Here is a 12980-nt window from a genome sequence, read left to right as displayed (position 1 = left end):
GGTTACCTATTTCAGCTTTGAGAGAAGGCCGGCCAGTTTTATACCCAGCCCCTCGACCGCGCTCTGCTGCTTGGAGTCTTTCAGCGAACCGTCTGAGTTGAACGCGTCGATCGCCTTGGACACCGCGACCTGTTCCGGGATCACCAGCACCTTGATATTGCCCAGGATCGCCCGCAGGTGGACGAGACCGCGCAAGCCCCCGAGCGCCCCCGGCGACGCGCTCATCAGCGCCGCGACTTTTCCCTCGAAACATGCCAGCGATCCTTCCCCCGGCGCCGGTCGCGAGACCCAGTCGATCGCGTTCTTCAGCACGCCGCTGATCGAGCTGTTGTACTCCGGCGAGGAGATGAGCAGGCCCTGATGCGCGAGAAACATGTCCTTAAGCTTCTTCGCATTGGCCGGCAGACCTTCCGCCGCCTCCAGGTCTCCGTCGTAGAGCGGCAGTGGCAGATCGCGCAGGTCGATCACCGTCACCTCCGCCCCCGCGGACCGCGCCGCCTCCGCGGCGATCTTCACCAGCTTCTTGTTGAAAGAATCCTTTCGCGTACTTCCGGCAAAGGCCAGAATCCGGGGCGGTGAGTTCATGATAATCTCTCCAGCATCACCTCGCGTCACCGACGCGACGCGAATTCCAAACTCATCTGCGGACGCCCTGAGAATCAAACGTGTGAGTCATCCGGACCAGCGTCGCGACCAGCGTCTCCGGATCGATCGGCTTGGCGAGATGCTCGTCGTAACCGGACTGCCTCGCCATCCGCTGATCATTCTCCCCCGCAAACGCCGTCAGGGCGATGGCGGGAACCCGAATGCCGCGCCCGCGCACCGCGCGGAGAAATTCGAACCCGTCCATGAACGGCATGCCGATGTCGCTCACGATGACATCCGGCGGGTTGCCATTCAGGCTGGCGAGCGCGTCTGCGGCAGACTCCAGGGCGACGACGTTGGCCCCGGCCCGTTCGAGAACCCTTTGGACCAATGCGCGCGAATCGGGCTGATCCTCCACGACGAGCACCTTCACTCCCGCCAACCGCTTCGTACCGCCCTGCGCGGGTGCCGTGTCTGCCGGCGCTTCGGCCGCGTCCGTTGCGGCGCCCGTACGAACGGGCAACAGGATTCGCATCGTCGTCCCCTTGCCCGGTCCGGCGCTCTCCGCGTGGACCGCGCCGCCGTGCATTTCCATGAGGTGTTTAACGATGGCCAGGCCCAGCCCCAGGCCGCCGTGCCGCCGCGCGGTGGAGGCGTCCGCCTGGCGAAAGCGGTCGAAGATGTACGGGAGGAATTCCGGCGCGATCCCTTCGCCCGTGTCCGCCACGCTGATGACAATGTCGGACCGCTCGCGGTTGACCCGAACGTCGATACGACCATTCCGGGGAGTGAACTTGATGGCGTTGGCAATGATGTTGCCGACGACTTGCTGCAGTCGCCCGGGATCGGCGCGAACGGACACCGCTTGCGGGGGACCGTGAAGGCCAAGTTCAACGCCCCTGGCCGCGGCGGTGGGCTGCGCGGCCTTGACCGCGAGTTCGACGATTTCACAGGGATCGACATCCTGCAATTCGAGCCGAATCTTTCCGGAAACGATCCCGCTCATGTCCAGCAGTTCGGAAATGAGCTGCGCCTGCGCCTTGGCATTTCGCTCAATGACCGCCAGTCCTTCTCCGACCGTGCCGGGATCGGGCCCGGACTTCTGGAGCATCTGCGCCCAGCCAAGAATGGAACTCAGCGGCGTCCGCAGCTCGTGTGAAAGCGTCGCCAGGAACTGGTCCTTTCGCCGATCGGCCTCCACGACCGCCTCTTCCGCGCGCTTGCGGCCCAGGAATTGACCGATGTGCGCGCCGACGGTCGCCATCATCGCCATCACGGCGTCATCCGGCTGCTCGATCGACGCGCTGAAGAACTCCATCATGCCAAACGCCTCGCCGCCGATCGTGATCGGGAAGCCGAACGCCCCGTGCAGTCCGTCGGCCGCGGCAAAGGGCGCGCGCGGGAAGTTATCGTCTTTCACGACGTCGGCGATCCACGCGGGTTGGCCCGTCGCCCATACGCGGCCGGGAAGACCGACGCCCATCGGAAAGGTCTGCGCCTTCGTGGCCGCCTCGAATTGCGGCATCGCCGCCCGGCCGCGCCAGAAATGCCGGCAGTGCAACAACTGCTTCTCCCGATCCACCGTCCAGATCGCCGCCGCGCTCCATTGCAGCGTTTCGCAGACCGACTGCAGAATGCGAGCCAGGGCCTCTTCGGATGTGGCGGCCTGTGCCAAAACCTGCGAGACGGCCAGTTCCAGGGCGCGCCGTTGCTCCGTCCGCTTTCGCTCGCTGATGTCCCGCAGGTACGCGGTGAAAAAGACCGGGTGGTCTCCGACGCGAGATGCCGTAACGGCCAGCTCCACCGGAATTTCGGTTCCGTCCTTGCGGAGGGCGATGAATTCGACGCGACGGCCCAGTACCCTTCCTTCGCCTGTTACTCGAAACCGCGCCAGGCCGCGGCGATGCGACTCTCGAAATCTGGGCGGCACGATGGTCTCTTCCACCGTTTGACCAACGACCTGCGCGCGCCGATGACCGAAGGTCCGCTCGGCGGCCTGATTGAAATCCACGATGCGCCCCAGATCGTCCATGCTAATGATGCAGTCGAGGGACGACTCGAGGATGGCGCTCTTGCGGGCCTCGCCCTCCTGTAGAGATTGCTGGTCGCGTCGCCGTGCCGTGATGACGGCACCGATCATCAAATTCGTCAGTGTGATCGTGGCCATGAATGCCTGGGTCAGCATCAGCGATTCATTGGGTTCTCCTACGGCAAACGGGCCCACGCCGCGCAGCGTCCCCCATAAGGCCGCTCCCGAAAGGAGAAACGCGGCGCTCGCCGCCCCCCGCGCCTCAAACGCGAACCCCGCGCCCATTAACACGGGAAAACAAAGAAATGCGAGGGGATATCGGTTCATCGGCGGCACGAGGACTCCGCCGAATACCACTAACCCGACACCGATCGTCAGAACGAACAGACCGACAAACTGAGCGGCTTCCCGTCCCGATCGGCGCGGGCGCGGCGCCGTACTCCAGATCAGGATCAACGGGGCGATGATCGCCGCGCTGACCATGTCGCCCAGCCACCATGTCTTCCAGATCGCGGTGAAATGCGCCCAGTTCGCCAATCCTCCCCAGGCGAGGCTCGTCACTCCTACCGTGGCGCTGATGCCCGTACTAAAAAACACGGCGTACAGGATGAAACGCAGCGTGTGACGCGGATCCTCAAACGCGTGGCAACCCCGCGCGAATCGATCCACCAGCCACGCCCCGGCGACGGGCTCCAGCGTGTTCCCCGTCGCGATTCCCATGCTCGTCAGAACCGAGCCGGTGGTCGTAATATTGACGAGAAACGCCCCCGCCCAGATGCCGGGCCAGATTCGGCGGCCAAAGAGCAGCGCCGCGGCCAGGGCAATCCCCGTCGGGGGCCACACTGCCGTCGCGCTCTCGTTGACAAACGCAAGGCGCAGGCCGAGCTTTCCGGTCAGGAAATAAACGGCAGCGAGCGCGGCCATTTGCATCCAGGCGACGAACACGTCGTGCCAGCGACCGCGCGCAAGAGGCAACCTGCCGTGGCTTGGAGTGACCGGCCGCACCGCTTCTCCTTTGTTCGCCAAATCATATCAAGAAATCGGCGAACCGGAAAAGCGCGATCCAGAGGAGCCTTCCGTCAGTTGCTAATGTAGTTGCTTTGCCGAACTCAGTACCGCCCAACCCGGCTTGAAGACGCGCATATTGGTGAAGCCTTGCGTCGAAAGATAGTCGTAGAGAATGTCACTCGCCGGGCAGGATTCACTTCCGCAATAGATAAGGATGGGCTGATTCGGATCCACGCCGCGCAGGAATTGTTCCGTGTAGGCCTCTTTCTGCGACGAGGGAATGTTGATCGCCCCGCGCACATGGCCCTGTGCGAACCGGTCGGGGGCGCGCGCATCGATGACCATCGCGTTCTTGTTTTCCACGTGCTGCCGGAATTCCTCAATGCCGATCTGAGGATGGGCCGAAGTGGCCGACGGAGGGTTGCGGAACGAAGTCAGTTTGACCGGCTCGGACGAAGTTCGCAATTCCGAAACGGCCGGTTGCCGAGCTTCAATTGGCGGTGACATCGGCTCGGCCGATGCATACGTCTCCGTCGTCGGATCGCTTCGCGGCGCGGAGGACGACGTCCGGATGGACGAGTTTGAGTCTGAACATCCCGCCGCCAGCAACGCGGTCGCCATGAGCGAGTTCAAATTGCGAATCCATTTGCACATAAATAGCGAATCTCCGTTCTTGCTCGCTGAGGCGAGACATTGCCAAGCCGACATTTCCCCTACAACACCCCGAGCGACGGCGGACCGTCGCTCGGGGGTTAGTCAAGCTATCCTATGTATCCCCATCGCACGGGATGGGGATACGGGTCTACCGCTGCACCAACTGCGGCTTGCCGTTCGCGTCGATGCGAACCGACTCCTGGTTCTTGTTGACAGCTTCGCATTGCACGCGCTGCCACGCAAACCGGCCGTCGCAAACCTTGATCGTCTTCTCGACATCTCGGTATTCCGCCGCGATGGCGATCCGCTTCGTGCAGGCCGCCTTGGCCAGTCTCTGGCGTTTGACGGTTTCATACTGTGCCGGGATGGTCACTTGCTTGACGCAGGCCGGCTTCTTCAGGCATTGAACGCTGATCGTTTCAGACCGCGGCGGAGTGTTGACCAGACAGAACACGTCGCGTGTCGCCTTGGCGTCATGTCCGCGGAGGTGCAAGGCGTCGTCGTCATCATCCTTGTCCTTTCCGTTGTCGCGCAGCGATGTCTGCACCACCTTGGCCGGCGTGCACTCCTCATCCTTCATGATGACCCAGTCGGTGTGCCCGGGCTGAACTTGGACGGTGATTTGCCGGTCCTCGAACTCCGCCGGAATCTCCTGAAGTTCGGTCGAGGCTTCCTTGACGCAGACACGCTCTTCGACCCATTCGTATTCGGCCGGGGTAATCTCCAGCCGCTCGGACGGCGCGCGCACCATCACGCGTTCCGAAACAGTCTTGAACTCCGGTGGCATCCATACCTTTGTCCAGCACTCGCCGACTCGCGCATTCGGCAGGTCGACGGAGAGTTCGCCGGCCGGCTTCACACACGGGCCCTGATGCGCCACCTTCGTCGCGCAGGGCTTCGCGCACGGCGACGATGTCTTCGTCGCACACGCTTGGACGGTTGAGCCCTCCGCGCACTGCGCCGTGCAGCTGATGTTGGACAGAATCGCGACGGAACATACCGACGCGGCCGAGATCTGCAGAATTCGCTTTAACATCATGATACTCCTGTTCTCAGGCCTGGATTTGCAGCCTGACTCCAAAAAAACAATTTGCCTTCTATATTCCTACTGACACCGAAAAACGCTTGGGCCATCAACACCCCCGTTTCCGAGCCTCGCCCGTCTTGCTCTCGCAAGGCGAGCGGCCCCCACCTCCGTCCGTCCGACATCTCCTGAGACTGTTCCACTCGGCCGCCGCCTGCGAGGCCGGCGACCGCTCGTTCCTCAACAAATCAATAAAGTTCCGCACTCAACGAACCCGGGTTGCCAGAGGTTCCGTTAACATAAATAACTTCACTCAATTGGTAGGCCCTGCGAGTTAACGACCGACTGAAATCTCTATGAATAAATTCATAGACCCCGGCGACCAGTAAATCTGAGGCCCTAGCGGGGATGCCGTTAGGAACAGCCCTAGCGCCGCGGTGAACAATACGTAGCGTTAAGTGTGATATTTTGAGGAGAGGTGTCTCGAAGCGAGCGAAATCAAAAGCAAGATTGGTCGCTTAATGATGATGACGAGACAGCCTTTGCATCCGCCACGATCCCCACGCAAATCCCGCCGCTGCCATCGCCCGCGGGATCGCGAAGCTGCCGGTCAACGAATCCGCCAGATCCGCGAGCGGTTCGCCGTGTCGGAGCCGCTTCTGGCTAGTTGCAAGGCCCGACGCTCGGTGAGAAAACATTCGCTATAAAAGCAGCGATATCATCTGCCTGGTCCAGATCGGCGGTCTGACCGTCACCGTCAGGGTCAATGCCGACACAGGCGTCGCCACCGTGGAGGACACAATCCACCAACGTCTGGATGTCCAAGCCGTCGACGTTGCAATCAGAATTGAAGTCGGCGCGAGGCCGGCCAGACGAGCTGGTGCTTAAACACGGCAGATTATTGGGGCAATCGTCGATGGTATTCTGCACACCATCGCCGTCGACATCAGGATCGCACAGGTCGCCGATGCCATCTGCGTCGGCATCCCACTGGTCGGGGTTCGAGGTGTTTGTGCAGTTGTCGCAGGCATCCCCCAAAGCGTCCCCATCGGAATCTTGCTGGTTGGCATTAGACACGCACGGGCAATTGTCCAGCCCAATTAGTGCGCCGTCGTCATCGTCATCGAGATCGAACACGTATGCGGAACCCGCGTCGACAGCTACGGAGCTGTCCCTGATGGCTCCGGCCACCACAGTGTCAGCCGAAATTCCGATCGAATAGCTAAGATTAGCCCCGGTCGCGGCGTCGGACGCGAACAGCTGTGCTGTTTCCGTCATGTTCGTCCAGCCGCCGGCCGGTTTGATGAAAACATAAACCGCCCCGGCGGCGAAGGCCGCGGAATTGTCGCCGGATGCTCCGACGACGGCCCGATCGCCGTCGATCGAAACTGAAAGCCCAAGCTGCTCATTCGCCGCGCCATCGGAGGCCGTCAGCTTCGCCTGTTGCGACCACGCCACACCGGAACGGACAAAGATGTAGGCTGAACCTACGCCAGGCTGTCCGGCGATCTGGACGCCATTGGCCCCTATGAGCGCCGTGTCGCCTGAGATGGAGACGGAAATACCGAACAAGTCGCCTTCCACCGCATCGGAGGCGATGAGCTTTGCTTGTTGGGTCCAGACGCCCGCCGTGCGGACAAATGCATAGGCGGCACCAGCGAAGGCGGCCGGGTTGCTGTTGTAGACCGCCCCGATCACGGCGGTATCGCCCGATATTGCAACCGACCAGCCGAATACGTCCAGCGTCGCCGCGTCCGAGGCCGTCAGCTTGGCTTGTTGGGTCCATACGGCGCCGGTGCGGACGAAAATGTATGCCGAACCGGAGCTGCTGCCGGCGTCGTCATTCCCGGGGGCTCCGACGACCGCCGTATCGCCAGAAAGCGCGATCGACCAGCCGAACGCATCACTTGTTGCAGCGTCAGAGGCGGTGAGCTTTGACTGTTGCGTCCATATCCCGCCCGAGCGAGTGAAGACATACGCAGCGCCCGCGCTTACGCCGCCGGCATTATCATTACCGTTTGCCCCAACCACTGCTGTGTCGCCCGAAATCGCCACGGAGACACCGAAGCCATCACTTGCCGCTGCATCAGAGGCCACGAGTTTTTCCTGCTGAGCCCATGAGCCGCCCGATCTAAGAAAAACATACGCCGAGCCGGCATCGGTACCCGCCGCGTGGTCATCGAACCGCGATCCGACAACCGCGGTGTCGCCGACAACGGCGACCGAATAACCGGCCTGGTCCCCTTCCGCAGCATCGTCCGCGACGAGCTTGGTGACGTCATATGAATTGCATTGGCTGCGGGCGGACTGTGGTTCCAGCGTGACACTAATCAACGTAAGAATAATAACGAAGAAAATTGCGATAGAACCCTTGCGTGTGGGCGGTGGCATGATCACTCGCTCCCTTTCAACGTCACGGCCCACCGGAAGGAAATGCGTGGTGCCCGAACCTTCCGCGGCCCGCGTCGGCTGCGTTGGCCATCGTAGCAGAAAGTGGAGGTAATTCCAAACTCGGAATATTCCTCGCTAAGGGCGTCCTTGAGACAGCGCCCGCATCCGCCACGATCCCCACGCAAATCCCGCCGCCGCCATCGCCAGCGGGATCGCGAAGCTGTCGGTCATCGAATAAAGTGCCATGCCCAGGCCTTGCGCGACAATGCCGCGAAAACCGACCATCGTGCTGTGGATCGCCAGGTAGTGCGGCGCCTTGGCGCTGTCGCCCGAAAGCTGCAACGGCCCGAGCGTCCACGTGAGCTGCACACCGACCATCCCCACCGCGTAAAACGTCACGCAAGCGCCCAACTCCAGCGCGCTACCGGTAAACATCAGCCCGATCGGGTAGATCGTCAGCCATAAAAACGACGCTGACGCCAACCGCATCGGTCCGAACCGATCCGACACCCGGCCCAGCGGCAAAAAGAGCAGGATGTTGACGAGTTGATACACGACGATCGTCGCCTGGGCGAACTGCGAGTAGTTGAGGTGGAGCTGATCGGTCGCCAGCGCCGGAACCAGCGCCGTGCAGATCATCCAGCCGATGCCATACGACATGAACGCCGCTTCGTACCCCGCGAAGCGCCGGTCCGCCTTAAGAATGGTCCGCATGTCCTTGAGCGGCGTCCACCACGAGCCCCCGCTCGCCGGCGTGTAACGAATGCGGTTCTGCCACGCCGCGTCGCGCGAGATCAGGCCGAAAAAGACGAGCCCCCCGAGCATGAGCAGTGCCAGGATTGGAAAGTAAATGCGAAACGCATCGGGATTGCGGTCGGACCACGAGCCCATAATCTGCCCTGCGACCATCGTCGCCGTAAACTGAACGACGCAGAGTACGGCGAAGATTCGGCCATGACGCCCCGGGTAATAACACGTCCGCAGGAGATCGGCGCTGATCGGCGAGAGCGACGCAACGCCCCCCGCGCCGCCGAGCGCCGCCAGGACGAAATAGAACATCACCTCCCAGATTGTCCGGGCGGTCCCGATCAGGGCCAGCGGCCCGCATGCGAGCAGTCCGATGATGATCAAATAGGTCCGCGTCGGTATCCGCGCGTACAGATGGTTCCAGAAGATGGCGAAGAACTGCGTGACCGGCACGGCCGCGGTCAGCACGGTCGTCTGCCAATTGGCCGCGCCGAAACGTTGCCGCGCAAGAAACGGAAGGATTCCCGACGTCGCGTACACGCAACCGAGACAGGCGATCGCCGCCAAATGCCGTCGCAGGACCCGCGGGCTGAACTCGACAGGAGCGGGCGCCGCCGGCGCGGAGATTCCCGGCGCTTGCTCAATGGACGATTCGGCCATGTCCCCGCCACTATAACAAGAGTCCAGGGCGCGGTTGCCCCCATCGTCGATTTCGCCGCCTTCTTGTGTGGCATAGTCGCCCTCGGCTCTGGACTCGCCCCCACCCATCATTCCTTCGCACTCGTCGGGATTCCCGTTGATATTGGGGTGCGGGCTGATAGGGCCGGGATGTGTCCGCGTCATCTGCGAATGAAAGTCAAAAGAATTTGGGAGCACAGCACCCACCTTTGTCCTTTATGTACATGTGAGCTTGAGATTTTGGTGTGATCTCGCGTACAGCGAACAACGTTGCTGGAGGAAGCCATGCGGAAAATTACTCGCTACATTAACGTCGCGTTTTTCGTCACGGCGACCGTTGCCGCCCGTAACAGCTGGGCCGGCAACGAATTATTGTTTCCCGTGGTCTGCCTGAGTGGCCAAACCGCTCCCGAAGCCGGCCAGGACATCACCTTCGACGATCTGCTCAAGCTGGTCTCGTTGGGCATCGACGAAGATACGATTTTGAAGCGATTACAGAAATCGCCCACGATACTGACGCCCAGTGCTGAACAAGTGGCCGAGCTTAAGAAGGCCGGTGCGTCGGAAAAACTGATTGCCGCCATGCAAGGCATGCGCCCGCTTTCGCCGCAAGCCGCAGAAATGATCACCGACTTTGCGATCGTGCTCGATTGTTCGGGAAGTATGAAAGAAAAGACTCCCGAAGGCGGCACAAAGATGGAGACGGCAAAGCGCGTGTTGACGGATCTGGTGCAGAAGATGCCCGAAGGTTTGAATATGACGTTCGTAATATATGGTAACGAGGTTTTCGGCCGTGCCGACGATCCGCGCAACTGCACGGCAGTGAAGGTTGCCCGGGCGATTAGCCCGCTGGATTCCGCCGGCAAGTCGCAGCTTAGCAGCCTGATTGCCGGGTTGCGGCCAACGGGTGCGACGCCCATCGCGCTTTCGCTGAAGACCGCCGGTAAAGAGCTGGCCAAGAAGAACGCGTTCAGCGGCCTGATCCTCATCACGGACGGACTGGAGACCTGTGGCGGTGATCCCGCCGCCGAGGCCGCTGCCTTGGCCGCCAACAAGTGCTCCTTCGGCGTGCACGTTGTTGGTTTCGGCACAAAGCCTGCAGAAAATAAGACCCTTAAGGAAATCGCCGATGCCGGCAATGGCAAGTACTACAATGCCGACTCCGCGAGGGAATTGGCCGATGCCCTCGGTGGCATTCGCAAAGAACTTGAAGTCGCGGCAAAGCCGGCAGAGAAAAAGGTCACGCTGCGGCGCGCGATCATCGTACATAAGCCGCCGATCAAGGAATTTCCGGCCCTCGGCGAGATTCAGATCGTGAGCTACGGTCTTGGCTCTGTTTCCGTCGCCGGCACAGGTGGTTACGAAAAAGAGATCCGAGTGCCGTCCGCCACTGTGAAGTACGACATCATGTGGGCGCCCAAGGACAAGGAAATGTTGCCGGTCCCCATGCTGCGAGGCCAGGTCTTCGCAGAGCGCAAGCTCGTCGAAATAAGGCCCGAAGACCACCTGGGCATGATCCTCATCCGTGGCGAAGGCCAGCCGAAAGGGGGAATCGTCATCTCGCGACCGAGCAACCTTGGCAGCGTGGAGAGGGCAACGCAATGTAAAAAGTTCGGCCAAGTCATGGTGGTGCCGGCCGGCAAATGGAATATCTACATCGACGACGACACCATCGAAGAAGGCTTCGAGGTCGAACCCGGCAAATTGCACGAGTTGGAGTAGTCGTTCTTCGCGGGCTTACCGCCGTGTGCGTGTCAGCGTGGCCTGCGAGCGTGGTTCATCGTGGCTAAAGGGCATACATGAACGCCACCAGGTCCTTCTTCTCTTCGGTGGTCAACTTCAATTCCAGCACGAGGTTGAAGAACTCCACAGTGTCGTCCAGCGTGATGAGCCGCCCGTCATGCAGATACGTCGGCGAATCCTTGATGCCCCGCAGCGGAAACGTCTTGATCGCGCCGTCGCTGATCGCCTTGACGCCAAGATATTCCTGCGTTTCAAAGAAGCGATCGGTCCGCAGGTTATGCATCAGGTTGTCCGTGTAGTAGGGGGCCGGGTGGCAAACCGCGCACTGTGCCTTCCCGAAGAAGAGCGCCTCGCCGCGTAGTTCCTGTTCGCTGGCCTTGCTCGGATCGAGCCGGCCCAGCACGTTCAGCTTCGGCGCCGGCGGAAAATCGAACAGTTCCTGAACCTCCGCCATGAAATGGACTTGGCTGCCGCGCTCCAGGATGTTCACGCCCTTCTTCGTGGCAATGACCGGGTCGCCGTCGAAGTACGCCGCCCGCTGCTCGAACTCCGTGAAGTCCTCGACGCTCTTGAGGGCCCGCTGCGAGCCGAAAAGCCGCTGAATGTTCACGCCGCGAAGCGAAGGCGTCTCGATGCGGTGGCGAATCTCCTGCGGCCGAATGTCGCCGACCAGGTGCGTCGCGGAGTTCGTATGACCGTTGATATGACAATCAAAGCACGCCACGCCGCGGCTCGGCTCGACCGTCCGCCGGTCTTCGGTCTGGTTGAACTGCTGCTGCGGAAAGGGCGTGACGAGCAGGCGAAAGCCCTCGATCTGCTTGGGGTTGAGGACGCCGTTGAACAGCTCGTAGAAGTTCATGATGGTGACGAGCTGGCCCTTCGACACGTCGCCCAAATCCGGGCGTGTCGTCAGGAAGATCGGCGGCGGAAACTCCGGCAGGACATGCTCGGGAAAGTCGAAGTCCAGATCGAACCGCGTCAGGTCGCGATTCTCCTGGCGCTTGACCTCGTCGATATGGTGTTTGGGAAAGAGCATCCCGCCCTCCGGATGGTTCGGATGCGGCAGCGGCAGAAAGCCCTTGGGGTACAGCCCTTTGCCCTTGATGTCTTCAGCCTTCAGGTCCCCGAGCTGCTCCCACGTCATGCCGTCGGAGAGCTTCACCCGCACGCCGCCCTGCACGGCCTTGCCGTTGGTCATCGTCACTCCCGCCGCAGGACGATCCGCCAAGTCGTAGCGCTCCTCCAGCAGCGCCTTGTGCTTGTCCGCGATGCCCGGCTTGGCCGCTTCCATCCGCTCGCGGATGCTCTTGAAGCTCTCCTCGATCTTGACCGGCGAAAAGCTCGACGGTTTCTTTTCCTCCGCCCAAACCGCGACACCTATCGCGAGTCCGAGGCCCGTTGCAATAACACCGATTCGCCCAATTCGTCCCAACATTGTGTGTCTGTTCATGTTGCCATTCCTTTCAACTAGTCCAACCAACTCGCGCGCGCCCCGCGGCGCGCTGCCTTCACCGCGCTTTTCGCCGTCCGCGCGACCGCGCCGCGCTGCGCGGTCTGCGGTGCGCCGCCGACCGGCGACACGCCTGACAAACTCCCATGAAATGAATCGAATAGTCGGCGATGGTGAAACCCATTCGTCGCGTATCCGGCAATCGCACCCGGTTCAGCGCCGCGTCGTCAAAATCCACTGTCCGCTCGCAGCGCACGCAGACCAGGTGATGGTGCCGATCCATGCTCTTGTCGTACCGCGTCGCCCAGCCGGGAGACGGCGGTTTCCCAATAACCCCCAGGCGGACAAGCGTTTCAAGGACGCGATATACGGTGGTCCGCGAAACGCCGTGCAACCGGCCGCGCACCTCTTTGTAGATGTCATCCGCCGTGGGATGGTCCGCATGATCGAGCACGGCCTCGTAAATCACGCGCCGCTGGACCGTCAGCGGTACCCCGCGCTCGCGGCAAAGCCGCTCGAAAGCCTCCAGCCGACCCCGCCGATCGAGAGAATGCGATGACATATCAGTTGGTAATTATTAGCATCGCGGAGCGCCCGTCAAGTTGGGATTCCCCCCATCCCTTTGAGGCTCGCAACTATTTATGCTTCCGGGGTTTGAGGCGTCACGGGCC

Annotated in this window: 9 protein-coding genes; 1 reads left to right on the top strand and 8 read right to left on the bottom strand. The window is 61.5% G+C overall.

All coding sequences use genetic code 11. The annotated features are described in order from the left end of the window. Positions 1 to 6: 6 nt before the first annotated feature. The 6 genes from VJZ71_15350 to VJZ71_15325 form a co-directional block, all read right to left on the bottom strand. Positions 7 to 585 carry an NAD(P)H-dependent oxidoreductase gene (locus tag VJZ71_15350; protein HKQ49446.1) on the bottom strand — a complete coding sequence of 193 codons (579 nt, stop codon included), beginning with the start codon at positions 583 to 585 and terminating at the stop codon, positions 7 to 9. A 52-nt stretch (positions 586 to 637) separates the two neighbouring features. Beyond that, a complete protein-coding gene (locus VJZ71_15345; GenBank protein HKQ49445.1) occupies positions 638 to 3640 on the bottom strand; it encodes an MASE1 domain-containing protein in 3003 nt (1000 codons plus the stop codon). Between the two features lie 60 nt (positions 3641 to 3700). Then, positions 3701 to 4255, bottom strand: a complete 555-nt coding sequence (locus VJZ71_15340; GenBank protein HKQ49444.1) for a rhodanese-like domain-containing protein — start codon at positions 4253 to 4255, stop codon at positions 3701 to 3703. A 169-nt stretch (positions 4256 to 4424) separates the two neighbouring features. Beyond that, positions 4425 to 5315, bottom strand: a complete 891-nt coding sequence (locus VJZ71_15335) for a hypothetical protein (protein HKQ49443.1) — start codon at positions 5313 to 5315, stop codon at positions 4425 to 4427. Positions 5316 to 5963: 648 nt separating this feature from the next. After that, positions 5964 to 7691, bottom strand: a complete 1728-nt coding sequence (locus tag VJZ71_15330; GenBank protein HKQ49442.1) for a thrombospondin type 3 repeat-containing protein — start codon at positions 7689 to 7691, stop codon at positions 5964 to 5966. A gap of 135 nt (positions 7692 to 7826) precedes the next feature. After that, a complete protein-coding gene (locus tag VJZ71_15325) occupies positions 7827 to 9281 on the bottom strand; it encodes an MFS transporter (protein HKQ49441.1) in 1455 nt (484 codons plus the stop codon). A gap of 120 nt (positions 9282 to 9401) precedes the next feature. On the opposite strand from VJZ71_15325, the gene VJZ71_15320 reads away from it, so the two are divergent. Next, a complete protein-coding gene (locus tag VJZ71_15320) occupies positions 9402 to 10838 on the top strand; it encodes a VWA domain-containing protein (protein HKQ49440.1) in 1437 nt (478 codons plus the stop codon). 64 nt (positions 10839 to 10902) lie between these two features. On the opposite strand, the gene VJZ71_15315 is transcribed toward VJZ71_15320, so the two are convergent. Together VJZ71_15315 and VJZ71_15310 are read right to left on the bottom strand one after the other, a co-directional pair. Next, positions 10903 to 12294, bottom strand: a complete 1392-nt coding sequence (locus tag VJZ71_15315) for a cytochrome B6 (GenBank protein ID HKQ49439.1) — start codon at positions 12292 to 12294, stop codon at positions 10903 to 10905. 73 nt (positions 12295 to 12367) lie between these two features. After that, entirely contained in the window at positions 12368 to 12871 is a 504-nt protein-coding gene (locus tag VJZ71_15310) for a Fur family transcriptional regulator (GenBank protein HKQ49438.1), read from the bottom strand. Positions 12872 to 12980: the final 109 nt, after the last annotated feature.

This window comes from Phycisphaerae bacterium, from assembly GCA_035275405.1.
Classification (GTDB): domain Bacteria; phylum Planctomycetota; class Phycisphaerae; order UBA1845; family UTPLA1; genus DATEMU01.
This window is presented reverse-complemented; position numbering and strand designations above follow the sequence as displayed.